27 protein-coding genes and 10 tRNA genes are annotated in these 25,646 nt (G+C 37.8%); 3 read left to right on the top strand and 34 right to left on the bottom strand.

The features are described from left to right. Positions 1–277: 277 nt before the first annotated feature. The 11 genes from G4D63_RS19685 to G4D63_RS19635 form a co-directional block, all read right to left on the bottom strand. A tRNA-Gly gene (locus tag G4D63_RS19685) sits at positions 278–351 on the bottom strand. A gap of 21 nt (positions 352–372) precedes the next feature. Further along, positions 373–449: transfer RNA gene (locus G4D63_RS19680), tRNA-Pro, on the bottom strand. 7 nt (positions 450–456) lie between these two features. Continuing rightward, positions 457–533: transfer RNA gene (locus G4D63_RS19675), tRNA-Arg, on the bottom strand. A 74-nt stretch (positions 534–607) separates the two neighbouring features. Next, positions 608–693: transfer RNA gene (locus G4D63_RS19670), tRNA-Leu, on the bottom strand. 34 nt (positions 694–727) lie between these two features. After that, positions 728–812 (bottom strand) — tRNA-Leu (locus G4D63_RS19665). Position 813: 1 nt separating this feature from the next. Beyond that, positions 814–888: transfer RNA gene (locus G4D63_RS19660), tRNA-Gln, on the bottom strand. A 51-nt stretch (positions 889–939) separates the two neighbouring features. After that, a tRNA-Asp gene (locus G4D63_RS19655) sits at positions 940–1,015 on the bottom strand. Between the two features lie 207 nt (positions 1,016–1,222). After that, positions 1,223–1,294 (bottom strand) — tRNA-Glu (locus G4D63_RS19650). A 17-nt stretch (positions 1,295–1,311) separates the two neighbouring features. Continuing rightward, positions 1,312–1,402, bottom strand: a tRNA-Ser gene (locus G4D63_RS19645). 7 nt (positions 1,403–1,409) lie between these two features. Continuing rightward, a tRNA-Asn gene (locus tag G4D63_RS19640) sits at positions 1,410–1,484 on the bottom strand. Between the two features lie 186 nt (positions 1,485–1,670). Further along, positions 1,671–2,132 carry a SprT family protein gene (locus G4D63_RS19635; protein ID WP_163181763.1) on the bottom strand — a complete coding sequence of 154 codons (462 nt, stop codon included), beginning with the start codon at positions 2,130–2,132 and terminating at the stop codon, positions 1,671–1,673. 95 nt (positions 2,133–2,227) lie between these two features. Between G4D63_RS19635 and cmpA the strand changes: the two genes are divergently transcribed. Further along, positions 2,228–2,350 (top strand): cortex morphogenetic protein CmpA, encoded by a 123-nt coding sequence (gene cmpA, locus G4D63_RS19630; protein WP_163181762.1) that lies wholly within the window; start codon positions 2,228–2,230, stop codon positions 2,348–2,350. A 67-nt stretch (positions 2,351–2,417) separates the two neighbouring features. On the opposite strand, the gene G4D63_RS19625 is transcribed toward cmpA, so the two are convergent. The 14 genes from G4D63_RS19625 to acpS all read right to left on the bottom strand — a co-directional run bounded on the left by G4D63_RS19625 (position 2,418) and on the right by acpS (position 13,431). Continuing rightward, the gene (locus G4D63_RS19625; RefSeq protein ID WP_204559206.1) at positions 2,418–4,589 is read right to left on the bottom strand and encodes a Tex family protein; all 2,172 of its coding nucleotides are present in this window, start codon (positions 4,587–4,589) and stop codon (positions 2,418–2,420) included. Between the two features lie 84 nt (positions 4,590–4,673). After that, positions 4,674–5,270, bottom strand: coding sequence for a PP2C family serine/threonine-protein phosphatase (locus G4D63_RS19620; RefSeq protein ID WP_163181760.1), 597 nt, complete (start codon positions 5,268–5,270; stop codon positions 4,674–4,676). Continuing rightward, positions 5,267–6,058 (bottom strand): RNA polymerase sigma factor SigB, encoded by a 792-nt coding sequence (gene sigB / locus G4D63_RS19615; RefSeq protein ID WP_163181759.1) that lies wholly within the window; start codon positions 6,056–6,058, stop codon positions 5,267–5,269. The genes G4D63_RS19620 and sigB overlap by 4 nt, the downstream gene beginning before the upstream one ends. Continuing rightward, the gene (gene rsbW / locus G4D63_RS19610; protein WP_163181758.1) at positions 6,024–6,509 is read right to left on the bottom strand and encodes an anti-sigma B factor RsbW; all 486 of its coding nucleotides are present in this window, start codon (positions 6,507–6,509) and stop codon (positions 6,024–6,026) included. Before rsbW ends, sigB begins: the two co-directional genes overlap by 35 nt. A gap of 3 nt (positions 6,510–6,512) precedes the next feature. Then, positions 6,513–6,830, bottom strand: coding sequence for an anti-sigma factor antagonist (locus tag G4D63_RS19605; RefSeq protein WP_163181757.1), 318 nt, complete (start codon positions 6,828–6,830; stop codon positions 6,513–6,515). Positions 6,831–6,933: 103 nt separating this feature from the next. After that, positions 6,934–7,947 (bottom strand): PP2C family protein-serine/threonine phosphatase, encoded by a 1,014-nt coding sequence (locus tag G4D63_RS19600; protein WP_163181756.1) that lies wholly within the window; start codon positions 7,945–7,947, stop codon positions 6,934–6,936. A 37-nt stretch (positions 7,948–7,984) separates the two neighbouring features. Beyond that, the gene (locus G4D63_RS19595) at positions 7,985–8,389 is read right to left on the bottom strand and encodes an anti-sigma regulatory factor (RefSeq protein WP_163181755.1); all 405 of its coding nucleotides are present in this window, start codon (positions 8,387–8,389) and stop codon (positions 7,985–7,987) included. Positions 8,390–8,391: 2 nt separating this feature from the next. Continuing rightward, complete coding sequence (locus G4D63_RS19590; protein ID WP_163181754.1) at positions 8,392–8,748, bottom strand: STAS domain-containing protein; 357 nt, start codon at positions 8,746–8,748, stop codon at positions 8,392–8,394. Beyond that, a complete protein-coding gene (locus tag G4D63_RS19585; RefSeq protein WP_163181753.1) occupies positions 8,745–9,581 on the bottom strand; it encodes an RsbT co-antagonist protein RsbRA in 837 nt (278 codons plus the stop codon). The genes G4D63_RS19590 and G4D63_RS19585 overlap by 4 nt, the downstream gene beginning before the upstream one ends. Before the next feature lie 251 nt (positions 9,582–9,832). Next, entirely contained in the window at positions 9,833–10,183 is a 351-nt protein-coding gene (gene ndoA / locus G4D63_RS19580) for a type II toxin-antitoxin system endoribonuclease NdoA (protein WP_163181752.1), read from the bottom strand. A 4-nt stretch (positions 10,184–10,187) separates the two neighbouring features. After that, entirely contained in the window at positions 10,188–10,478 is a 291-nt protein-coding gene (locus G4D63_RS19575) for a CopG family ribbon-helix-helix protein (protein WP_205603915.1), read from the bottom strand. A 155-nt stretch (positions 10,479–10,633) separates the two neighbouring features. Further along, complete coding sequence (alr, locus tag G4D63_RS19570) at positions 10,634–11,797, bottom strand: alanine racemase (protein ID WP_163181770.1); 1,164 nt, start codon at positions 11,795–11,797, stop codon at positions 10,634–10,636. A gap of 180 nt (positions 11,798–11,977) precedes the next feature. Then, on the bottom strand, positions 11,978–12,994 hold the full coding sequence (locus tag G4D63_RS19565) for a LolA family protein (protein WP_163181750.1): 1,017 nt from the start codon (positions 12,992–12,994) through the stop codon (positions 11,978–11,980). Between the two features lie 80 nt (positions 12,995–13,074). After that, positions 13,075–13,431: a holo-ACP synthase gene (gene acpS / locus G4D63_RS19560; RefSeq protein ID WP_163181749.1), complete on the bottom strand. Its 357-nt coding sequence runs from the start codon at positions 13,429–13,431 to the stop codon at positions 13,075–13,077. Positions 13,432–13,540: 109 nt separating this feature from the next. Between acpS and G4D63_RS19555 the strand changes: the two genes are divergently transcribed. After that, on the top strand, positions 13,541–14,269 hold the full coding sequence (locus G4D63_RS19555; protein WP_163181748.1) for a rhomboid family intramembrane serine protease: 729 nt from the start codon (positions 13,541–13,543) through the stop codon (positions 14,267–14,269). 52 nt (positions 14,270–14,321) lie between these two features. On the opposite strand, the gene G4D63_RS19550 is transcribed toward G4D63_RS19555, so the two are convergent. From G4D63_RS19550 to cshA, 5 genes are all read right to left on the bottom strand, one after another. Next, positions 14,322–15,752 carry a PH domain-containing protein gene (locus G4D63_RS19550; protein WP_163181747.1) on the bottom strand — a complete coding sequence of 477 codons (1,431 nt, stop codon included), beginning with the start codon at positions 15,750–15,752 and terminating at the stop codon, positions 14,322–14,324. Next, on the bottom strand, positions 15,745–16,224 hold the full coding sequence (locus tag G4D63_RS19545) for a PH domain-containing protein (RefSeq protein ID WP_163181746.1): 480 nt from the start codon (positions 16,222–16,224) through the stop codon (positions 15,745–15,747). The genes G4D63_RS19550 and G4D63_RS19545 overlap by 8 nt, the downstream gene beginning before the upstream one ends. A gap of 174 nt (positions 16,225–16,398) precedes the next feature. After that, positions 16,399–17,364, bottom strand: coding sequence for a UV DNA damage repair endonuclease UvsE (uvsE, locus tag G4D63_RS19540; protein WP_163181745.1), 966 nt, complete (start codon positions 17,362–17,364; stop codon positions 16,399–16,401). 79 nt (positions 17,365–17,443) lie between these two features. Continuing rightward, positions 17,444–17,935, bottom strand: coding sequence for a large-conductance mechanosensitive channel protein MscL (mscL, locus tag G4D63_RS19535; RefSeq protein ID WP_163181744.1), 492 nt, complete (start codon positions 17,933–17,935; stop codon positions 17,444–17,446). A gap of 223 nt (positions 17,936–18,158) precedes the next feature. Beyond that, a complete protein-coding gene (cshA, locus tag G4D63_RS19530; RefSeq protein ID WP_163181743.1) occupies positions 18,159–19,679 on the bottom strand; it encodes a degradosome RNA helicase CshA in 1,521 nt (506 codons plus the stop codon). Positions 19,680–20,000: 321 nt separating this feature from the next. On the opposite strand from cshA, the gene G4D63_RS19525 reads away from it, so the two are divergent. Next, the gene (locus tag G4D63_RS19525; protein WP_163181742.1) at positions 20,001–20,873 is read left to right on the top strand and encodes a DegV family protein; all 873 of its coding nucleotides are present in this window, start codon (positions 20,001–20,003) and stop codon (positions 20,871–20,873) included. Positions 20,874–20,894: 21 nt separating this feature from the next. On the opposite strand, the gene G4D63_RS19520 is transcribed toward G4D63_RS19525, so the two are convergent. From G4D63_RS19520 to G4D63_RS19505, 4 genes are all read right to left on the bottom strand, one after another. Next, positions 20,895–21,587 (bottom strand): alpha/beta fold hydrolase, encoded by a 693-nt coding sequence (locus tag G4D63_RS19520; RefSeq protein WP_163181741.1) that lies wholly within the window; start codon positions 21,585–21,587, stop codon positions 20,895–20,897. Between the two features lie 67 nt (positions 21,588–21,654). Then, positions 21,655–23,031: a UDP-N-acetylmuramoyl-tripeptide--D-alanyl-D-alanine ligase gene (locus G4D63_RS19515; RefSeq protein WP_163181740.1), complete on the bottom strand. Its 1,377-nt coding sequence runs from the start codon at positions 23,029–23,031 to the stop codon at positions 21,655–21,657. A gap of 123 nt (positions 23,032–23,154) precedes the next feature. Continuing rightward, positions 23,155–24,240 carry a D-alanine--D-alanine ligase gene (locus G4D63_RS19510; RefSeq protein WP_163181739.1) on the bottom strand — a complete coding sequence of 362 codons (1,086 nt, stop codon included), beginning with the start codon at positions 24,238–24,240 and terminating at the stop codon, positions 23,155–23,157. Between the two features lie 508 nt (positions 24,241–24,748). Then, complete coding sequence (locus G4D63_RS19505) at positions 24,749–25,642, bottom strand: NAD-dependent epimerase/dehydratase family protein (RefSeq protein ID WP_163181738.1); 894 nt, start codon at positions 25,640–25,642, stop codon at positions 24,749–24,751. Positions 25,643–25,646 lie beyond the last annotated feature (4 nt).

The following is a 25,646-nucleotide window of genomic DNA, read 5'->3' as shown; positions in this document are numbered from 1 at the left end:
GTATTAGGCACGCCGCCAGCGTTCGTCCTGAGCCAGGATCAAACTCTCCAATAAAGTGTTTGATTGCTCATTACACCGGCAATCTACTGAGCTTTTTCACATTAGCGAATATAACTATATAGTAGATTTAAAAATTTATTACTTGCGTTGGCTTTTAAAGACCAACACGCTTGACGTTTTGTTTAGTTTTCAAAGAACTTGATCTCGCGACCAGAAGATTAGTATATCATGATACTAAGCTATCAATCAACACATAATTTCTTCCAATTGTTTTAAATGGAGCGGGTGATGAGAATCGAACTCACGACATCAGCTTGGAAGGCTGAGGTTTTACCATTAAACTACACCCGCATAATATATAAATTACATCTCTGGTCGGGAAGACAGGATTTGAACCTGCGACCCCCTGGTCCCAAACCAGGTGCTCTACCAAGCTGAGCCACTTCCCGTCATTAATGGCGCGCCCGAGAGGAGTCGAACCCCTAACCTTTTGATCCGTAGTCAAACGCTCTATCCAATTGAGCTACGGGCGCACATCATAATACTTCTAAATAAGAACGTTATATTAAGTTACCATTATACGTTGAACTTTGCAAGTTCCAATAATTGGTGCGGCCGAGAGGACTTGAACCTCCACGGGGTTACCCCCACTAGGCCCTCAACCTAGCGCGTCTGCCGTTCCGCCACGACCGCAAAAAGGTAAGTTACTATGTTGCCGCAAAAAAAATGGTGCGGATGAAGGGAGTCGAACCCCCACGCCTTACGGCGCCAGATCCTAAGTCTGGTGCGTCTGCCAATTCCGCCACATCCGCGTGGCTGGGCTAGCTGGATTCGAACCAACGCATGACGGAGTCAAAGTCCGTTGCCTTACCGCTTGGCTATAGCCCAATATATGATATTGGTGAATAATCTATTTCATTTGCCATACACATTAAACAATGGCGGTCCCGACGGGAATCGAACCCGCGATCTCCTGCGTGACAGGCAGGCATGTTAACCGCTACACCACGGGACCATACTTATATATCCCAAGTAACATATGCACCTGGTTATAATTTGACTAAAACTGTCCCTTCCTCCGAAGGAATGATGATTAATGCGTCGGGACAACTCGAAGTTAACTCATCGAAGATTTGCTCGTCGCTACACCACAGGACCTTAATTATAGTCTTTTAGGGAATAATGGAGAAAGAAACAATTGTTTCTCCCTCCATTATTAAAGTGACCCATACGGGATTCGAACCCGTGTTACCGCCGTGAAAGGGCGGTGTCTTAACCGCTTGACCAATGGGCCATGATTTATAAAGTCTATGGCGGAGAAGGAGGGATTTGAACCCTCGCGCCGCGTTAACGACCTACACCCTTAGCAGGGGCGCCTCTTCAGCCACTTGAGTACTTCCCCATAAACATGGCTCCACCAGTAGGATTCGAACCTACGACCCTTCGGTTAACAGCCGAATGCTCTACCGCTGAGCTATGGTGGAATAACTATTTAATTGTACATACTAGAATCCCTTCGAAAACCTAAGTAAGCAGTAGGGACTTGTATATAATATAACAGGTTTTCATTAATGTCAACTTGTTTAAGATTGGTAAACCGAGTCGGTGTATATTAATTATTCAAGCGACAGTTTCTATAATTTATCACAACTTGTTTGCTCAGTCAATACTCATTTATTATTTACAAGTACAAGTTTCCCTCTACACTTTCCACACACATACCGATCAATATTTACTCTTCTTTTTCTTGTATAGTGTTGCCTGCATTTTGAACATTCATAAACTAACTGCGCAGTTTGCCTCTTGTTTTCAACAGATTGAAGCGTTGAGCAAAACCTCGGTGCATCTACTTCTTTTAATAACTGCTTAAAGTCATGATCACGGTGTTTGTATCCTTTACCTAGTAGATGAAGATGATAATGACATAGTTCATGCTTAACAATCCCGATAAGCTCTTGGATACCCAACTCCTCATAATATCTCGGGTTAATCTCAATATTATGCGTATGTAATAAATATCTACCACCGGTGGACCTTAATTTTTTATTAAAAGTAGCTTGATGGTTAAATGTCATATGGAATTGAGTTTGTGAGATTTCTTCCACAAGCCCTTGAAGTTCATCATTTGTCATGGTCATTCACTCCTGCTGATTTATGCACCTATCTGAAAGACTTTACATAATTATATACTACATCCTTCATTATAAAGCCTAAGGAGGTATGAACAATGCCTATTTGGTTAAAAAACCAAATGACTCGTGCATATTATGAGAAAAATAGATATCAAATAAAACTGTTAAACCAGTGCTGGTTCTTTTATAGAAAAAAGAATTTTACAGAAGAAGGTTAATTCTAATTAAAAGAAGCTAACCAACTATACATAGATGATTAGCTTCTTTCTTCATTGTAACTTAGAATTATGATTCCTGTGTAGCCGGAGGAAGCATCGTTAATGCGACACGCCCTTTTTTCGAATCCACATCATCAACCCAGACTGTTACAACATCCCCGACAGATACAACATCAAGAGGGTTTTTAACGAAGCCTTTCGTGAGTTTTGAAATGTGAACAAGCCCATCTTGCTTCACACCAATATCAATAAACGCACCGAAATCAACCACGTTTCTAACTGTACCTTGTAGCTCTAATCCTTTGGAAAGGTCTTCTAGTTTTAAGATATCCTTTTTAAGGAGTGGCTTAGGCAACTCATCTCGAGGATCTCTTTCTGGTCTTGCTAGTGAATCTAGGATATCACGAAGTGTTAACTCTCCAACTCCTAGTTCTTGAGATACAGCTTCTATATCTATCTCCTTGAGTTTCAGTTTTAGATTCTCTGTTCCCAAGTCAGATATTGAAGAATCTAACTGTTTTAATAGAGCTTTAACAACTTGGTAGTTCTCTGGATGTATTGGAGTTCGATCTAATAAATTATGACCTTCTGGTATTCTCAAAAATCCAATACATTGTTCATAGGTTTTAGCACCAAGTCTTGGTATTTTTTTTAATTCAGTACGGTCAGTAAATTTACCTGCTTCATCTCTTTGTTTAACAATATTATTTGCGACAGTTTTACTAAGACCTGCAACATACTGCAACAAAGAGGAGGATGCTGTATTTACATTAACTCCTACTTGGTTAACTGCTGTTTCTACTACGAAAGTAAGTGAATCACTTAGTTTCTTTTGAGCTACATCATGTTGATATTGGCCAACCCCAACTGATTTGGGATCTATCTTAACAAGCTCTGCAAGAGGATCTTGAAGTCTACGGGCAATCGAAACTGCACTTCTCTCTTCTACTTGGAGGTTTGGAAATTCCTCTCTTGCAATATCTGATGCAGAATATACACTTGCCCCTGCCTCATTCACAATCAAGTAGTAGATATCTTTCTTACTTTCTCTTATTAGTTCTGCAATAAATTGTTCCGTTTCCCTTGAAGCAGTCCCATTTCCTATTGCAATCATTTCAATCGGGAAGGAGTTCAATATATGTAGAATCTTTTTTGTAGCTTCCGCAGTTTTCGAAGCAGGAGGATGAGGGTAAATTACACCAATATCTAACACCTTTCCCGTTTCATCAATAGCCGCTAACTTACATCCAGTTCGGTAGGCTGGATCTACTCCTAGAATGGTTTTCCCTTTTAAAGGAGGTTGAAGTAGTAATTTTTTCAGGTTCTCTGAAAAAATATGAATGGCACGTTCCTCTGCAATTTCAGTTAATTCTTTTCTAATTTCTCTCTCAATAGATGGCTGTATAAGTCGTTTGTAGCCATCCTCTATCGCTGCTATTACCCATTGATTTGATGGGGAGAGCTTTTTACCAATTACCTTGTCCACTATATGCTTAACAAACAGTTCCCCTGGAGCTTCAATCGAGACTTTTAAAATGTCTTCTTTCTCTCCTCGGTTAATCGCAAGTATTCGATGTGGTGCAGCCTTTTGGACCGGTTCTTCATAACCGTAATACATCTCGAATACCTTCTTTTCGTCTTTCTCTTCATCTTTGACAGACGTAACGATTTTACCTTTTTGATGTGTTGCGTTCCTAATCCATTGACGATATGAGGCCTCATCGGAGATTAGCTCAGCAATAATATCTTGCGCTCCCTGCAAGGCTTCCTCTACGGTCGTTACTTCTTGTTGCTCTGATATGTATTTAGATGCTTCTTGGTTTACGTCTTCTCTATTTAATTCTAGTAACCATAATGCTAGCGGCTCTAGTCCTTTTTCTTTTGCAATAGTAGCCTTTGTTCTACGTTTTTGCTTATAAGGTCTATATAAATCTTCAACAACTTGGAGCTTCTCTGCCTTTTCGATAGAGTCATGAAGATCTTCTGTTAATTTCCCCTGTTCATCTATTAAACGAATTACCTCTTCTTTTCGCTTTTGAAGATTCTGAAGATATTGCCATTGCTCCATAATATCTTTGATTTGCACTTCATCGAGTGCACCTGTCATTTCTTTTCTGTAACGAGCAATAAAAGGAACAGTGTTATCCTGTTCGAGTAGCCCTATTACATTTTCTACTTGATTTACTTTTAAGTTTAGTGCGGTTGAAATGTTTTTTATAATGAAAGATCGTTGATCCATAACTGTGGTCAATACATTCACTCCTAGTTTAAATTTCGTCGTGAATCTATTTTAACAAAATTAACATACAATCTCACCTTTTCATCATGTAATTTTGCCCACTAATAGAGTTGCATCATCTGTTTTATCATTTTTTCGATCGATATAGTCAATACAATCAGAAAGAGAATAGGAAAAACTAATTAGTTCTTTACTAGAGAGCATTTTGATCCCATCACTATTCATCATGAATAATGAATCTGCCTCGTAGGAGAACCGTTGAATTTGAAAGGAAATAGGTTTACCTGAAAGGAATCCCATTTTAGGAAGGGGGTATGTGGTTTTTCCATCCGGAGAAATAAGTATGAATTTTATATTACCAATCCCTGCATAGACAATTTCATTTAGTTTAAAGAAAATCTTAACAACCGTTACTGCCGCTCCTCGCTTAGAACGCAAGGAATCATTACATCTATGAATGAGGGAGTGGATATCTTCATTATGATATTGCTTAATAACCTTTGTAATCACTTCTGAAGAATCTTTTGCCCCTGCTCCACTCCCAAGTCCATCAGCTATAGCTAAAACTGCATAATCTTGTTCTGTTACAATTACATAACTGTCTCCACAGCAGTCTTTACCTTGCTTTGACATTTGATAAGTGAGGACTTCTAAATGGGTTGTTAAGTGCTGTTCATTCATGTTATACACTCCGACTGTATGGGATCTTCATCTGCCGCATTCCGTAGTTTCTGAATTGCTCGTCGTTGTAATCTTGATACATGCATTTGAGAAATTCCTAACTTTTCACCAGCTTCCTTTTGGCTGAGGTTTTCTAGAAAGGTATATTGTATAACTTGCCTCTCTCTTTCAGTTAAGACTTTTAAGGAAGCTTCAAAATCCATTTTTTGATTAATCAATTCATAGCCTGAATCCTGGTTACCTACTAAATCTAGCAGCGTCACTGTACTCCCATCAGAATCAGATTCAATCTTATGATCTACTGACAAAGCCTGATAGCTCTTGCCAACCTCCATAGTTTCTAAAACCTCTTCTTCCGAGACGTCTAAATAACGTGCAATTTCTTCTATTTTAGGAGAACGTTGTAAATCAGTTGTTAATTTTTCAACCGTTCCCTTAATTCTAGGACCCAGTTCTTTTATCCTTCTAGGAACATGAATGCTCCAAGTTTTATCTCGTAAAAAACGTTTAATTTCTCCTATGATTGTCGGAATCGCAAATGCTTCGAATGCTTTTCCTACACTCGGGTCATATCTTCTGATTGCCCCAAGCAAACCAAGCATCCCAACCTGAACTAGATCCTCATGCATATTTCGACCACGTGAATATTTACGAGCTAACGATTCAACAAGCGCTCTATATTTCTCAACAATAAATAACTGGATGTCTTCATCGTTGGTCTTCTGATATTTCTCAATTAAGTCTTTTATATCATTATTCTGCTTGGTTGGTTGCGATTGACTCTTCATCGCTTCCCACCCGCTCTCTTTGAAGGTACTTTTTCATAAAAACACTTACCCCAGCATCATTATTAATTTTAACATCGTCCATCAATGTATCAATTAAGTATAACCCTAGTCCGCCTTCATTCATTTCGTATATATTGGTTGAACTACTATAAGGACCTAAATCCTCTTTCATTTGATTAATATCAAAACTTTTGCCATTATCCGAAACCATGATTTGCAAGTGGTCACTAAATAATCCAAAACCAATGACAATCTCTCCACCTTCATCTTGATTATATGCATGATGAACAGCATTTGTAATAGCCTCTGAGGTTGCAATTTTTAAATCCTCGATATCTTCATAAGAATATCCCATCCTACTTGCTATACCAGATAAAGTTAATCTGACTACCCCTACATATTCTGGTTTAGACGGGACCTTCATCTCTATATAATCAAAAGACTGATTCACTTTTTACTCAACTCCAGAAATATTAATAATTTCATGTAAACCCGTTATCATAAATAACCGCTTCACTCGTTCATTTAAACCTATTAGCTGTAGAGAACCACCTGATTTTCTAGTTGTTTTGAGAACGCCAATGAAAACCCCTAGTCCTGTACTATCAATATATGAAACACCTGCGAGGTCAATAGAAAGGTTCGCATCCTTTTGTTCAGCTAATGGTACAAGTTGATCCTTCAATTGGGGAGCTGTGTAAGCATCCACTTCTCCTTTAACAAATACATGATGTGTTAAGCCTTCTTGGTTAATCTCGACCTGTAGATTCACTTTCTCCACTCCCTTATATCAATATTGTAAATTTGATTAATTCCTTCTTTAAAGTCCAAGCCATTTGCTAGGCCACAAAGGGTATTTACCCGCTAATTTAGCATTATAAACCTATTCTTTTAAAAATTATCAAAGTAAAGTCATCCTTCAACTGAAAATCTTGAAGTTTTACTAACTCCTTATAAATACTTTCCACAATCTCTTGAGCAGGAAGGTGATTAAATTTACGGACTAGTTGTACAATGTCTTCCCTTTCAATAAACCCTTCATCTGACCTTGTCTCTGTTACGCCGTCGGATAAAAGTATAATCATATCACCTTCTTCAATCCGGAGACTGTGTTCCTTATACTTCATAGACTTATCGACACCTAACACAAGCCCAGATGGGTTTAAATCATAGAATTTTTCTTCTTTAGAAGAGTAGTGAAATCCTGGCTCATGCCCCGCAGAAGAGTATGTGAAGTAATTTGTTTCGGCATCAAACATTCCATAAACCATTGTAATAAACATTGTAATATCTACATTTTGTTCCACAACTCGGTTTAAATTTTCTAGTACAAAACTAGGACGGTTCCTGGATTCAGGTAAACTATCCATCGCATATTTGATCATAGACATACAAAGAGCAGCTGGAATGCCCTTTCCAATTACATCGGCTACCGCTACACTTATGCTGCCCGATTCATCTTCAACGAAATGGAAGTAGTCCCCATTCATTTGTCTTGCCGGGATACTGATTGCTCCAATGTCCAATCCCTTTACCGTTGGTACCTTAGTTCCTAGTAACGTTTGCTGAACATTCGCAGCAATTTCCATTTCACTTTTAATCTCTTCTTGTTGATCTCTCAAGAGTTGATGCTCCAAATAAACTAGACCATAGCCAATCATTACCTCTAATAAGAGGTCAAAAGAATCGACTACCTTTTTTGGAATATCAGGATACAAATTCTGCAGAACTGATTTATGAATCGCTACTATTTCTTCTGGAGTTATATCATTTTCTATAGATTGCCTACTTAACTTTTGACCTTTGTATAGAAGCTGCTCATTTGAATCACGGAGATATTTTGTTAGTAAGTCTTCGTATTTACCTAACATGATTTGCTGATTGTCCAACCTCATCTCTCCCTTGGTCAACTACACCTATATTTTCTTATTTTCTAAGCCATTTTATGGTAACAATCTCAGTCCCTTTGCCAACTTCTGAATCTATGTTGAATTCATCCATTAAACGTCTAACCCCTGGCAATCCAGCTCCAAGTCCACCAGAAGAAGAAAAACCATCTTCCATCGCTCGCCTTATGTCAGTTATTCCAGGACCTTCATCGATAGAAGAAACCTTAATTCCAACTCGATCAACTGTATGTATTTGTTCGATACAAATTGATCCTTTTTGAGCATACAAATATATATTACGAGCCATTTCCGAAATCGCTGTTGCAATTCTAGCCTGATCTACTGTTCCAAAGCCTAATTGCTTTGCAATATCTCTCCCCATTTGGCGAGCAGCTACAATGTCCCATTCTGAAATAATTTTAACGCAGGATTGGATTTCCATCCTTATTCCCCCAATTCTTGCTGAAGCTTATCTAATCCTTTTTCTAAGTCTATTGCAGTTGGAACATCATTTAAATGGATTCCTAAGTCAACTAGAGTTATTGCAACAGCTGGTTGAATCCCTGTTAAAACAACCTTCGCTCCCATTAGACTTGACATGCTCACAACGTCTCCGATTACCTTTGCGATAAAGGAATCAATAATATCTACTGATGTCAAATCTATCACAATTCCTTTAGCTCCCGTTTCATGAATCTTCCTCAGAAGGTCTTCTTGAAATTGAATAGCTGTTTGGTCATCAAGCTCCCATTGAATAGTAACTAATAAGTATTGTCGAAGTTTTAAAATTGGAATTCTCATTTATTTTCACCTACTGAAGTTTTGACAATCGTTCGATTCGTCATATTTAATGCAGATTCTAGCCCATTCTTTAGTGAGTTCTTAGTGATGATATGACTTAAATCTATTCCTAAGTTTACAATCGTCTGTGCTATTTCTGGGCGAATCCCAACGATTAAGCATTTTGTTCCAACAAGCCTAACCGCTTCAGCTGCTTGGATAATATGATGTGCTACCATAGTATCCACAACAGGTACACCCGTAATATCTATTAACACTACCTCCGAGCGGTGCTTAACGACACCTTGTAGTAGGTTTTCCATAATTTTTCTCGCCCGATCTGTATCGATTGTTCCAATTAGAGGCATCACCGTGATGTTATCAAATACAGGAATAAGTGGCGCTGATAGCTCCTGAAGTGCCATCTTCTGCATGGAAACCGTATGCTCCCATGACCCTGAATAATGATTCACCATATGATTTATAATGGGATCAATCCACTCATTTACTTCATTCATGATTCTTAACTGACCAGCCGGAGCTGTCTCACGTTCTTGTAACCAGCAGTGAATCACTTTTCTGAACTGCTGCAGCCCTTCGGTTATATAGCTAAGAGGCCATCCTAGTTTAATAATTCTTTCTGAGAAATCATTCAAGTTAACTGAGAGTTGCTCCTTTGTGTTCTCCACATTTGTAATAATAAGGTGAACAAATTCTCTACTAGTGTTAAGGAATAATTGATCAGAAACAACCCGCAAACTATTTTCATTACCTAATACTCTGATTTCCTCTAGCCATTTATTAACGATTTCTTCTTGGTTTTCTCGTATGAGCGCTAGTAAAAATGTATCCATCCTGTATTCCCCCTAAGACTCTTTCTGCAATAAGTATTTTTTTATCACTCTTTATATATATGTGCATATAGTGCAAATATCTAAATCTATTATTTCATTCATCCAATTTTCTTTCAATTTTTTATTACCTTTTGGAATAATTTATATGATATTTTAGAGTTTTAGTTGACCATTCATTCATGGCTGCTTTAACAAAAATAAATAAAGCTGCTTAGAATTTTCTTCTAAACAGCTTTATAATATAAGTGCTATTAAAAATCGATGAGTCCAAGACTAATCTGTACGCCTTCGTCCACTTTTTCCATCATTTCATCATCTAGATGTGTGATTTTGTCCGTCAATCGTTGCTTATCAATTGTTCGAATTTGTTCTAGTAAAATGACAGAGTCTCGCTCAAATCCATATCGCTTTGCATCTATCTCAACATGAGTAGGAAGCTTAGCTTTTTGGATTTGGGCAGTTATTGCAGCAACAATAACTGTGGGACTAAACCGATTCCCAATATCGTTTTGAAGAACAAGGACAGGTCTTACTCCCCCTTGTTCGGATCCAACTACTGGGGAAAGGTCAGCAAAATAAACGTCACCACGTTTAACAATCAAAGGATTACCCCCCGCTTACTAGGCGTTCAACGGTGTGATCTGCTTCTTCTTCAGCTAGGAATGCTTCTGACGCAATATTCAAGTTAATTTTCGCCATTTCCATATAGCCTCTTCTCATAGACTCACGGATATGACGCTTTTTTCTTTCTCTTAAATACATCTTCGTTGCTTGATAAATGATGTCACTATGACTACCGTTCTCCTGTTTAATGATCCCATCTAATTCACTGATTAATTGTTGCGGTAAACGAACAATAATCTCAGTTGTTGTTGCACTAGAATCGGACACAAACATACACCTCCACCATCAACTACACACACATATTTTAATCCATTTTTAATCATATCACCTAATAGACGATTTTGCAAAGTTCTTCTGCAAATCCTACCATATTATCTATTTACCTGATAGAAATTATGCATCATTTATTATTTTTCTTTCTTCTACCATTACATATTTTGAATGATGGGGTTTATAACATGTTCAATCTTGCCATTCTTCATGTGAATTCTTGGTACACGATAACTAATCATACAAGGAATCTCATAATTTATAGTGTCCATCTCTTCTGCAACTTCATCAATTGATATTCTCTCCATACCCTGTTCACCAATTAACGTAACTCGGGTTCCTATATCCATCTTTTCGGGCAAGCGAATCATAAACTGATCCATACAAATTCTTCCGACAATTTGAGTTCGCTTCCCGTTCACAAGAACTTCTTGATTGCTTAATCTTCTTAACCATCCATCTGCATATCCAACCGGAACTGTCGCAATCCATTCCTCTTGTTCTGAGGTATAAGTTGCACCGTAACTTACACTTTCACCTGCTTTGATCTTCTTAACATGACTGATTTTGCTATGCAAGGAAAAGGCTTGTTTTAGCTCAAAGGGTAATAGGTGTTGCATCTCCATCGAAGGTGATAGACCATACATGGAGATTCCCATTCTAACAGCATTAAATAATTTTTCTGGAAAACGCAAGCCGGTTGCACTGTTTCCACAATGAATAATCGGGATGTTGGCAGTCTTTTGGACGACAGAGTTAACAGCTTCTTGAAAACGTAAAAATTGCTGATCAAAATAGTCTGTTTCCAACTCATCCGCAGTTGCAAAATGAGTAAAAAGTCCCTCTAGTGAAAAAGATGGGTGTTTCTCAATAATTTTGATTATACAGTGAAGCTCATCCAATGATGTAGTACCTAATCGGTTCATGCCTGTATCATATTTGACATGTATTTTTAGGGGCTTTTCAATTTGAAGGTCCTTTACTTGCTTAAGCCATTCTTCATGAAACACCGTTACTGATAAATTCTGTTCAGCACAAATTACGGCATCTTCAGGTCGCGTTACACCTAAAACAAGGATCGGTTCTGTTATTCCACCCCTTCTTAAGGATAATGCTTCATCTAGAAAAGCTACCGCCAATAATGAGGCACCGGCCTCAATAGCTACCCTTGCTACACCAAGATCACCGTGTCCATAGGCATTCGCTTTCACTACAGCTATAATACGAGTCGAATCATCAAGATATTCTCGCATTTTACTGACATTTTCATAAATATTATTTAAGGAAACTTCCACCCAAGTATCTCGATAGAAATGGGATATAGACAAATCAAACACTTCCTTAGTCGTTAACGATTTATAAAAGATATAGATAAATTATTTAACACCATACTCTTAAAGTCAAACAAGAAAAATGAGATCTTTGTCTGAAAGCCTTTACAAAACTATAGCTAAAAAATAATTAGACCCAACAAATTTGCTGGGTCTAATCTTTGTTGATTATTATTTAATTGATTGACCTTGAACAGAGCTAGCAACCATTAATAGCTCCTCTTGAGTAAGGTCGTTAGATGCAATCATGAATTCAACTCCGTTATGTGACCATGAAATTGAATTTTCTGTTAGTGCACCTACTGTGAAACCAAGATCAACTGGCTCTCCACTTACCATAGAAGTAGTAGTCACCGTAGCAACATCTGCACGTTCTTGAATTAATGTGAAGTTTTTACCTTCTCCACCATATGAAAGGATTAGGCGTTTTCCTTCTTCAGTCTCAATTTCCTTCTCACCAATTAGCTTTACACCCTCTGGTAATTCAAATGGATATAACACTTCAAATGGTGTGTTTTGAGCTTGACCCGCCATCGTCGGAACATCAATTTGTGCCGCTGTCATATTTCTGTTCATATCAAATGCACCTTCATCAAAGCTTGCATTTAACTCGACGCTCGTAAACTCTACTTGAAGTAAAGGATTACGATCTGGGTCCATTACTTTAACTAAAACAGGAGTTAAGTCCTTTTTATTTAGAGTAATTTCCTGAACTGGAATAGCCTTGCTGTTTTTGTAATTTGTTTTCGTTTCAAATACATAGTGTTCTTCTGTTGCTTTGAATACAGCTTCTTTATCACCTAAAATATCCTTAACTAAGGATTCATATAGGTATGCTTGACTGCTGTTTAAAGGCCAATCACTTTGGAAACGGAAGCTTTTGTTTAGTGCTGGTGTTAGAACGAATACACCTTCATCGTTACGTAAGATCATTTGGCTTTGATCTTTTTGAACATTCTTTAAATCTACCTTGTAATAGTGTGGCTTAGAGTGCCAAATCCCAACATCATACACCTGCTCTTCTGCTCCAGTTTGTAGCGTCATCTTTGCTGTTGCCTTATAACCTGAAATTTCCTCCATCTTTGTACCTAAAGCCTTTACCACATCTTCTTGACTCTTTTCTCCACACCCTGCTAATGCAAGGAGAACTAGCATTGCTAGTAAAACGAAACCTAATTTCTTTCGCATAATGTCATCCCCTTTGTCTCATACTTTTGTAAAATTAATTCCCAATAGAATATATGAGACAAAGTATCACAATATGCAGACTAGCTTGACGAGCTTTCAATAATTACTTGTGCAACTGCGTATTCCTTACTATGAGAAATGGACAAATGTACACCAGTAGCAAAGGGTTTGGAGATATACGGCTTCCCAAATGAGTCCTGAGAAACTTCTATGTCAATAAACTGCAGATTTTTTCCAATACCTGTTCCCATCGCTTTTGAAAAGGCTTCTTTAGCAGCAAAACGGCCTGCCAAGTACTCAATCTTTCTTCTATTAGTAAGTGGCAAGAAGGTTTCTATTTCTGCATGAGTTAAAATGCGATGAATAAATTTTTTATTTGATGCAAGTTCTTCAATTCTATTTAGTTCTATAATATCTACACCTATGCCTTTGATCATAAAATCCTCTTTCTATGTATGATTATTGAAAAGCTATCATGTAGGAGTGGGTTGTACTCATATGATAAAATAAAAGTAAGAGATTGAATAGAAAAGGAGTCGTTTATATATGTTTCTACGTACGGAAAACTTTCGGACGTTCCTTCGGTTTTACCCTATTGTATCATTTTTAGTGGCCATTCATTTTATTTTGTGGGTTTGGATTAGCTTTGGACTTCCTGGAGGCCGTTACCTATTAGAAACCATGGTAGGCTATAATATGTTTATTGGGCAAGGTGAATGGTGGCGATTATTTACTCCAATAGTACTGCACGCAAGCTTCACTCACGTTTTATTTAATTCCTTCTCTTTGGTGTTATTCGGACCAGCTCTTGAAAGGCTACTAGGCAGAAATAAATTTCTACTTGCTTATATCGGGTCAGCTCTTGTTGCTAATATCGCTACTTTTTTACTTGAGCCTGCTTACTTTAGTCATGTAGGTGCCTCTGGTGCGATTTATGGATTATTTGGAATCTACTTATATATGGTCCTTTTCAGAAAAGACCTAATTGATCAGGCCAATTCACAGATCATTATCACGATCTTAATTATTGGTTTAATTATGACCTTTGTGGGTGGAAATATAAACATATTAGGACATATCTTTGGTTTTGTTGGTGGTACCATTCTTGCTCCATTAGTCTTACCGAAGCAGAGAGGTCACCATTATCATGCATCATCTAAACCTTCCTTTTCATTTAGAAAAATAAAAGCGCGAATGCCGAGAAGACTTGATAGGAAATCAATGTTTTGGATTGTTTTGATCATCCTCGTGATTCTCGGAATGATCACTAGATAGCTTCAGAACCAGCTGAAAATTTTATGTAATATAACGAAGAAGCAACCAATCACTATGATGGTTGCTTTTTCTCATAAGAATACCAATGATATAACTCTATAGCATCTACTTCATCCACATCCATTACTTTAAAATGCTTCCCTGTTAACTTTGATTGTGTAGAGACCACAATAGAGGCTAACAAGCTTTTTCTCTGAAAGAAGGAGTGAATAAAATGGAATGCCTGAATTCTATTTCTTCTAGCAAATACAGTATGCCGGTTAAGAAATCGATATCTAAGTAAAAGGCGATTTTCCTTAACGACCCAACCCGCTTCGCGGTACATACTTACTCCCACAAGATAAGCTATTGGAAGTAAAATTACACTTATGTATCCCCAAGGATTGAGTAACAGACTGATGATCAAAATTACAACTATACTAGGAATTATCGTACGAAATATATAACGTTTTTGAGCACGCTTTGGTAGTGAGTTCACTTCTGAATCCACGATAAAATCTGGCGTAAACCTTTCGAGCAATTTAGGGACTTCCTTTTTAGAAACAATCGGTAATAAAAAGGTCGATGTTTCTTCTTTTTTATCTATCGCCCCTCCAGCTACTTCAATGTAGATACTAGCAAACCCAAATAATTGACGAACTATATTTTCCTGTACTCTTACAGCTTGTATCCTTTTAATCGGGATGGTCATTTCTCTTTTTTCCAATAAACCTCTAGAGATGTATAGATTCTCTCCTCTTTTAACTAGCTTATAATTTCCAAATTTAACAGAGGCACTTACAATGGCTACAATCCATGCGAGTAGGGTGACAAAGACTACTCCAACCACTATAATTACAACACTAGAGCCGACTACATTTCTAGCAACACCATACACATAGTCATAGGGTATGAACTCATCAACTTGCGTTAAAAAAGCAAATAACGCCGATAGGACAACGCCAACTCCACCAGAAGTTGAAGCCATAATTAATATATCCTTTGGAGATAATACCACCTCGTCTATTTCCTCAATCTTCTCATCTTGCTCATCTGTGTAGGTACGTTTTGAAAGCACAACCTTTAGCTCTTCCGCTTCTACCTTAGTTACTGCTGATAAAACTGCTTCTGCTTCATCTCCTCCACCAGCTGTCTCTACCTGAACCTTAACAAGTCCAAACATCCGCTGAATGACTCCTGATGAAACATCGATTGATTGTATCTTCTCAATGGGAATATATCGCTTTTTCCTAACAAAGACACCAGATTCAATCCGAAGCTCGTCCTTCTCTACTCTATACGTAAATCGTAACCACGTAAGAATACCAAAAATGAGCATTCCAAGCACGATCACAATAATACCAACAACATACAGGGTATCAAATAATCGTTCTCTCCCGCCCCCGACAAAAATAAAAATCACTAGTGGAAGTGCTAATTCTCTAAGTGAACGGAGAAATCTTAGAATTGCCGCTACTGGATGAAGTCTCTTTGGACTATTCATGCTCATCCACCACTCTAGCAAGCTTAGATATTTTATCTCTTAAGATTTCGGCTTCTTCTTCATCGACAGCAGGTATTTCGTGAACGGTAGCAGCTGTTGAGATCGTAACACTAGCCAGTTTAAATTTACGCAACAGCGGGCCTTGTTGAGTATCAACATGTTGAACACGAACCATTGGAATTAAGGTTCTCCTCACTACAAACACCCCGTGCTGTAAATCTATTTCCGATTCATGAACCTCATATTTCCACCTTTTCCACTGGAGTCTTGGATATAACCCAACTGAAATAACTGAAATGACCACAACAATCGCCATTAATGAAAGCCCAATCCATAATGGCCAATCAAAAATAATCGATGCAATAAAGATTGCTACGCTCATTAACAACAAGATAACCATAGAAATTGCCGCAGAAATCCTCCATACAATAAGTGCTCTAGTATTTAATTGGTTTGCCGGTTCCCTTCTCATAAAAACTCTCCTTATTATGTATAACTTACTTCAGTGAGTGGCTTTGTCACACATTTTTATGTAGTAACGAAATGTAGTTAATTCTTCATTCACTACACGTTGGTTGAAATCACGGATTGAACCGCTAAGCGTCACTTTAACCATACTATATTAAGAACCGGATTACTATTTTAACTATTCAATTTTAAAGGTAGAACCATTGATTTTTTTAACTGAAGGATCCTTAACAATCTCATTCATTAGCTTGAATAGAGCATCATCTTTTCTTTTGGCCTCTATCATGCAATCTATTTGTGGAACAGACCCTTTTACCTGCTGTAGGAAATGCAGCAAGGTTTCAGGATTTATATAATCCGCATGTGCTCGAAATTCCTTTTCGCTTTTTGGGCTACTTATATGCATTTTCAAAGGCAACTTAGAAAAAGACCAGGTTTGAACTACTCGCTCCCAATCCTGCTCCCAATTTTCATCCTGATGATTCGCAAGATGGTGATGATAGTCAAACACCAGAGGAATTCCAAGTTTTTCACATAGGTAAAGTGTATCTTGTAGATTAAAGGTCACGTCATCATTTTCAAGCATGACCATTTCCTGTAAGTCTTGAGGGACAAATTGCCAATTATGTATAAACTGTTCTAGCGCCTTTTCTTTATTCTTATAACCTCCACCCACATGCATGACACATCGGTGTTCTCGATCAATGTTCATACCTCTTAACAATGCCTCGTGAAGCCTTAATGTTGTAATGGACGCATTCAATATATCTATGTTAGGTGAGTTAAGCAGTACAAAATGGTCCGGGTGAAAGCCGATTCTCATATCATGCTTATGGACAAATTCTCCGATCTCTTGAAGCCCCTCAGCTAAACTCTCTAGATAATCCCAATCCTGTAACTCTTCATGATTAGCTAACGGAATCAACTTTGAGCTCAACCTAAAGAAAGTAATATCAAAAGCTAAATTATGCTTTAGCAGCCTAAGACAATTTTGCAAATTGGATTGAGCAATTCTTTCTAATTTTCTTAGTGCTGCCTCACGATTTTTAAGCTTCGTAAATTGTGCAAAAGTCATAGTTTGAGAAGGTGAAGAGTTTTGCAGATGAACACTCATCGCAACATATCCAAGTCGTACAATCGTCAAGGGAGACACCTCACTTTGTTTTGATAGGATTAGTATTCCCAAACTTTCCATAAGCTTACGAATTTTACAGGATGAAGTTTTATCTAACCCTTACCTTTAAACGTGGATTTTTAGAACTCTTTACAGACGAAGGTAGCTCATCAAGGTACGTAGTACAGTTTGGGCATCGTTGTGCTAGCGTTGGGATGCTAGTAAAACAATGAGGACACTCCTTCTTCGTAATGGACTCCATTGGTGCCTTTTTCATCCTGTTTATTTGACGTATGATTAGATAGGTGGCAAATGCCACAATTACAAAGTGGATGATGGTATTCACGAAAAGACCATAGTTAATTGTCGCAGCCCCAGCCTCTCTAGCTTCTAGAACAGTATGCACATCTTCATTAGAGAGGTTAATAAAAAGATTTGAAAAATCAACCTTCCCTAGCATTAATCCAATTGGAGGCATGATTATATCAGTCACTAAAGAATCAACAATTTTTCCAAAAGCCGTCCCAATTATTACACCAATTCCCATATCAATCACATTTCCACGTACAGCAAACTCCCTAAAGTCATGAAAAAACTTCATTTCTTGTCCCCCCTTACTTTAAAAGGTATGTAAGGATGGAAGTGATATGACTGCACGTCTAAAATTCGACTCTGAATAATGAGAGGTTTCCTCCACCGTGTTTAAGATTACCGATATTACCTCCTAAAGCCGATAAAGGATCGGAATCATCGATATAGCAACACACACGAAAATAATTCCAACAAAAAAACGCAGTGTATGAAATACACCACGTTTTACAGTATTATTGTTGTTTTGCACTTGAACCTGCACCAACACGGCGACTAGGTCTTCTACTGCTGTTACCAGCAGGTCTACCACTTCCACCTTTAGAACGGCCACCGCGGTCTCTATCTCCTCGGTTTCCGCCACCAGATCCACCGCCCTTATAGCCGCCACCGCCGCCATAACCGCCTTTTCCTTTAGGCTTACGATCCTTAGCGATCGTTGGAGGCTCTGAAGTTAGCTTAACTGGAGTACTATCTGGTTCCTTTGTCATTAACTTAAGAGCAGCAGCAATAATGGATACTGAATCATGTTCTTCTAACAACTCTTCAGCCGTACGCTTATAGAACGACAGATTTCCTGTCTCCATCGTGCTAACAAGCTTTTCAATTGTCATTTTTTGTTGACCTTCTAATGCCTCATCTAAAGTTGGTGCCTTCATTTTATCGATTTTACGCTTTGTTGTATTCTCGATGTTCTTAAGCTGACCCATTTCTCTAGAAGAAACGAATAACATAGCAAGACCATTTTTACCAGCTCTACCTGTACGACCAATTCTGTGTACATAAGATTCTGGATCTTGCGGGATATCAAAATTGTAAACATGTGTTACACCAGAGATATCTAAACCACGCGCCGCAACATCAGTCGCAACTAGGATCTCAATTGTACCTTCCTTGAACTGACGTAGAACTGACATACGTTTTGCCTGCGTCATGTCTCCATGAATTCCTTCAGCTGCATAACCACGTGTGTTTAGTGCTTCTGAAAGCTCATCTACTCTACGTTTTGTACGACCAAAGATAATTGCTAACTCTGGAGACTGGATATCCAATAAACGAGTTAGTACATCAAATTTCGTCTTTTCATGAACTTCTACATAGTATTGCTGAATATTTGGAACCGTTACTTCTTTTGATTTTACTTTTACAATTTGAGGATTTCTCATAAAACGCTCTGCAATACGTTGGATTGGTCCAGGCATTGTTGCTGAGAATAGTAAAGTTTGACGTTCAGCTGGTACTTCAGAAAGGATTGATTCGATATCCTCAATGAATCCCATGTTTAACATTTCATCTGCCTCATCTAAAACGACAGTTTGAATGTTCTGTAGACGTAAGGTCTTTCTATTGATATGGTCAATTAAACGACCAGGTGTACCTACAACAATATGTGGTGGCTTTGTTTTTAAAGAACGAATTTGGCGGCTGATATCCTGACCACCGTAAATCGGTAGAACGCGAACACGTTTAGAAGAACCTACTTTATAAAGCTCTTCTGAAACCTGAATAGCCAGCTCTCTTGTTGGAGCGATTACAATCCCTTGAATCATATCTTTGCTAACATCGATTTTCTGAATTAACGGAATACCAAAAGCAGCAGTTTTACCAGTACCAGTTTGAGCTTGACCAATTACATCATGATTTTCTAATGCAAGTGGAATTGTTTGTGATTGAATTGGCGTTGCCTCTTCAAACCCCATTTTACTAATTGCGTTCATTAAATCTTGACTGATTCCCAAATCTTGAAATTTACTCACTAACATTTCTCCTTTATCTTTCAATTACGTGTTTTTTACGATTGAACGGAAGATTACCCTTTACAAGCTCCGTATACATTCATGAATTTTATATGATTAAGTAATACTACTACAGATGTATTTTGACCTATATAAAGAAAAAGCATTCCCACTTTGGAATGCTGGAAGCTGGAAATTGTAAAAAGTAGCGTATTCCAAACACTAAACTTCATCATACCATTATTAAGAAACGAATACAACTTTTAACAATTATTTAACTGACTAAGAAGAGATATGTTAATATTGAAGAGAATTAGCTATTTTAATTAAGTGGGTGGATGAATGAGTATTAAAATTATTACTGATAGCAGCTCAGATTTACCAAAGAATTTACAAGAAACATACGATATTGAAGTTGTCCCTCTTAACATCCAATTTGGTGAAGAACATTACAAAGCAGGAGTTACGCTTGATAACCCAACCTTTTACAAAAAAATGAGAGAATCAAAAGAGCTACCAAAATCAGCTTGCCCTGCTCCTTATGACTTTTTAGAATCATATAAGAAGATGGATGTTGATGATTCTATTATCGTTCTTACTATTTCATCTGGACTAAGTGGAACGTATGACAGTGCTGTTCTTGCTAAAAATATGCTTCTTGAAGAGCAACCTAATAGAAAAATTGAAGTGATTGATTCTAGCAATGGCTCACCAGGAATGGTTATTTTACTTGTACAAGCAGCTAGAGCAATTGAAGATGGTAAGTCCTTTGAAGAAGTTGTCGCTTTATTAAAGGCTGCAATTCCTAAAACAAATACGTTTATCCTTTTAGACACGCTTGAAAATGTAATTAAAGGCGGACGTTTAGACCGTTTTAAAGGTGCAATTGCCAACGTCTTAAATATTAAAATTTCTCTTCGTGTAGACAATGAAGGCAAAATTGAAGTGTTCGAAAAGGTTCGCGGTGATAAAAAGGCACTTCGCGAATTCATTGATTCGATAGGTGAGCACACGAATGAATTTGAAAATAAAGTTGTCTCTCTTTCACATAGTAATTGTGAAGAAAAAGGAAGAGAAGTTTTAGCTGAAATCATGAGTCGCTACCCATTTAAAGAGGGGATTCTTACGGAGATGGGACCTGTTATAGGTACTTATGCCGGAGAAGGTGGAATTGTATTCTCATTTGAAAGCCCAGTTCGTAATCAAAAAATATAAGCTCCTGTCTCTACAGGAGCTTTATTGTTTAATATTAAGAAATTCCGTTACTTCTTCAATTAGCTTAGGAAGATCGGATCCATGACATACGTGATGAGGGGATGCGGGTAAAAATACCATTCTTTTCTCGTCGCTACCGATATTTTCATAAATATAATTTGCACTTTTAGTAGGTACAATTCCATCACATTCACCTTGGATAATGAGCGTAGGTGTATGAACTTCTTTTAAAACAGGACGTATATATTTAACAAGCATTCTAAATTGTCTCGTTGCTGATACAGGTGTACTTTTTATCTTGTTCCTATAACGACGATACAAAACATTTTCCTGAAGATGTCCTCTTAGTCCGTCTCTTGCCATATCTCTAATGTCAACTAGCAACTGCCGTACATTAATATAATAAGCAGCTGCACTAAGTAATGTAAGTTTATCGATATGGTATTTTGTGGATAAATAAGCTGCTAATAAGCCCCCCATTGAAAATCCGATTACATAAACGATTTCACATTCTCTTTGTAAAGATTGTAGTTCTGATTCCACCGCTTCAATCCATTGACGATAGGTGACATCTAATAAATTTCCATCGTCACCATGACCAGGTAAAATCGGATCTACTACTTTCCAATCAGTATGCTCTCTCAAATAGTTCACTAATGGCTCCACTTCATAGGGAGAACCTGTAAAACCATGAATACAAAGACAACCAATCACTGTGATCACCTTTCACTTCTTTAACATAATAATAATATAATAGACCGTACTTTAAGCACTTATCCCACTACTCTTCACTCTTCAAGCTATCGACTACTTCTTCTAAACGCATTCCTCGAGAGGCTTTTATCAAAATAACATCCTTATCTGCTATATCGTTTTTTAGGGTTTCAATAAGCTTTTCTTTATCTGTAAAGGAAAACACACGTTTTTTCGATAAATTTGGTAATGCCCCTTCACCAATCCATTTTCCTAATTCACCAAATGTAAACACAAAATCAATTTTTGCAGGATCAATTAAGGCACCAATTTCTTGATGATACATCTTTTCTTGATCTCCAAGCTCTAGCATATCACCAAGCACAAGGTATTTTCGTTTGTAGCCTTCAAGGTCTTGTAACAGTTCCACTGCCGCTTTCATAGAAGTAGGACTAGCATTATATGCATCGTTAATTATGGTTGAACCATTTATACCAGTACTAATTTCTGCTCTCATTTTAGTCATTTTCAATTGAGAAAGTCCTCTGATTGTATTTTCCCATGAGACATTAAAAACTTGACCAACAGCAATTGCAGCTAAAGCATTATAGACATTATGTCTTCCTAGAATAGGAATAAAAAAAGGACGCGAAGCTTTATTGGTAGTAAACGATGTACCATTTGCTTCCTGCTTAATAAAGATCGGATAGTATTCATTCGTTGATTCCTGTCCGAATGGGATCAGCTTAATATCCTCATATCTCTCTACCCTCTCCTGTAACAGAGGTTCATCTCCCATATAAATAAAGGAACCATTTTTCTTTAGGCCCGCAGTAATCTCCAGTTTTGCTTCTGCAATTTCCTCCCGTGATCCTAAATCTTGTATGTGCGATTCACCGATATTCGTTATAACCGCAACGTCAGGTTCCGATAGCTTAGATAAGAGTTCAATCTCACCTCTGCTACTCATACCCATTTCCAAGACCAATACTTCTGTATCTTCCTTCGTCTTTAATATTGTTAAAGGTAATCCATAATGATTATTGAAATTCCCCTCAGTCTTTTGAACCTTATATTGAGTTGATAAGACAGAAAAAATCATATCCTTCGTTGAAGTCTTACCATTACTTCCAGTTACCCCAACCACCTTTAATGCCAAGTCGTTTCTATAGGAAGAGGCAAGCTCCTGTAAAGCAGTTAAAGTATCGTCAACTAATACTAAAGGAACTCCTGTAGGTTTGTTGGGCTCTTCGCTTCTCCATAGACAAGCAATTGCTCCCTTTTTAAAAGCGTCCTCTACAAACTCATGCCCATTAAAACGTTCTCCTTTTATAGGAACAAACAATTTACCATTCAGGTCTTCTCTTGAATTAATAGAAACTCCTGATACTGTAAGTTCAGGGTCCCCTACTAGTTCAGAGCTACTAATCATTCTTTCAATTTCACCCAATTTTCTAGTAATCAAGATATTAGCTCCCCTTCCATGTGTCCAATAGTCATAAATAAACACCATTTTTTTACAAATGGTGTTCACATTTAAGAATTAGCTTCCGTTATTGTAATTTCTACAATTCAGGCTTAGGTTCAATTAAAACGTGTGCTTTATACTTTGTTTCTGTTCATGTCGCTCAAGGGCAAGACTTACCAGTTTCTCGATTAGCTCAGGATATGAGATTCCTGTATGCTGCCACATAAGTGGGAACATGCTAAACGGAGTGAATCCAGGCATCGTATTTACCTCATTAATTAAGAACTCTCCATTTGAAGTTAAGAAGAAATCTGCTCTAACAAGGCCAGCACCGTCAATCGCCTTAAATGCTCTAATAGCCTGCTCCTTTAAATCTTCATATTGCGCATCAGAAAGCTCAGCCGGGATAATTAGTGCTGTATCACCGTCTTCATATTTCGCCTTATAGTCATAGAAATCCTTTTTAGGAGCAATCTCTCCTGCCACGGAACATTCAGGCTCATCATTTCCTAAAATACCGATTTCAATCTCTCTTCCGATAATGCCTTCTTCAATCACAAGCTTTCGATCAAATTGGAAAGCCTCTACACAAGCAGTCTCAAGTTCCTGGCGATTTCTACATTTGCTAATCCCAACACTAGATCCAAGATTAGCCGGTTTGACAAAACATGGATACCCAAGCTTTTCTTCAATACTGTTCATTAGCTCTTCCTTTTGTTGATCCCATTCTTTCCTAATAAAAGAAAGATACTTTGCCTGCTTTAAACCTGCTTGAGCAAATAGGTTCTTCATAATTACCTTATCCATTCCAGCAGCTGAAGATAACACGCCATTACCAACATAAGGAATATTCATCAACTCCAGCAGTCCTTGAACCGTTCCATCTTCACCATTCGGACCATGTAATAAAGGAAATATTACATCAATTGATTGATCCTCTCCTGATTGGTTAGCTGGAAATAACTCTTTATTCAGAGATACTGGTGAAATTACATTCTCTCCCTTTGATAATTCTAATGCCTTCACATCTTGAGCTGGAGCAGTTAGCTGTCCTCCACGAACCCATGCCCCTTGATCATTTATATAGATCGGATGTACATCGAATTTATTCATATCTAACGCTTTAGTCACAGCAAGAGCCGTCTGAAGCGAAACTCTATGTTCTGCCGATTTCCCACCGTATAAAAGTCCTAATTTTACTTTCATAAATCGTTCCCCCTTATTATAGAAAAGCGTAAGCACCCTGTTTAGCCCCGACAAGCAAATGTTCCTATATCAAGAAAAGGGCGATTTTCCCTTTACTTGATATAGGGTTATTTGACCTCGAGGGGCTGGGTGCTGAAGCTAGACAAGCTAGAAAAGCGTAAGCACCTTGATGAAGAGGTTGTCAGGCTAAGGTCGCAACGTCCTGTTGCAACGCCTGACTGACCTGCAGCCTGCAGGCCCCCGACAAGAAAAGGTGATTTACCATTTTTTCTTTGAACTTTATCAAAAAGGCACCAGCCTAATGCGCTGAACTATAACAACTCAGCATAAAGATGCTTAATTATTTTTCTTATTAATAAAAAACACAATTTGATTATACATCTTTCTCAATACAATATATATGATTCTTACGGCTCGTTTCAACACAATCCATTTTAAAACAGAGGTGCAAGCCCTTTGTTAGCCATATAATAAATCTTACTTGAAGAAAAAAAGGCTACTTGTTGAACTAATCATTATTGGCATAGTGTTCAATGAGTGGTCTTAGAACACTTTCAATTGTACCAAACTTGAAACCTGCCAATCTTGCTTTTTCAGCATCAACTGACCAATCTGCAGCCATAGCATAAGGACTCGTTGTTTCAGGTAACGGTTGCTCCATTTCCTTTACTAACGCTCCCCTTCCAGTAGCCTCTTCAATTTCTTCTATAAGCTTCCTATGTGTCCAATAGCCATCGAGTGCCCCGTTCCATGCTCCTACCTGTTTCGTTTGACCTAGCCAATAAAGAAGCTCAGCTGCTTTTTCAGAGGAGATAAACCCTAAACCAAGATCCAGATTGTAGACATGGATTTCCTGATTATTTTTTACTCGATCAACAATTACCTTTAAACGATTCGTATAATCATCTGTCCCAACAACTAACGGAAAGCGTACAAATGATACAGGAACAGTTGAATATCTAGTTAAATATGCTTCACATGCGCGCTTTGCTTCCTGATATCCACTTATCCCGATATATTGACTTCGTTCCCTTAATTCATAATTGAAATTGTTAGAAATAAAGTCTTCTTCTTTTCTTTGAAGGCCATGGTCATATACAGCCATGGTTGATGTAAAGATATACTGATCTACATGACCCTTCAATACGTCAATTACATCTTTAACCTCAATAGGTGAGTAGGCGGTTTGGTCATAAACCACATCCCAGTTCAATCCTTGTAATCCTTGCTGAATGGTTTCTTTTATCGTCCGATCAAGAGAAATTCTTTTCACCACATCTCCAAAAGAATCTTCTGTCTTTCCTCTTGTTGCAATTGTAACCTCTACACCACGGTCAATTAGCAATTGAACAAGTCGTTTTCCAAAGAACATCGTACCTCCTAAAACTAGTGCTGATTTCATATAT

The organism is Bacillus mesophilus, from assembly GCF_011008845.1.
GTDB classification, from domain to species: domain Bacteria; phylum Bacillota; class Bacilli; order Bacillales; family SA4; genus Bacillus_BS; species Bacillus_BS mesophilus.
The sequence above is the reverse complement of the archived record's forward strand: the minus strand, read 5'-3'. Positions and strand labels throughout refer to the sequence as shown.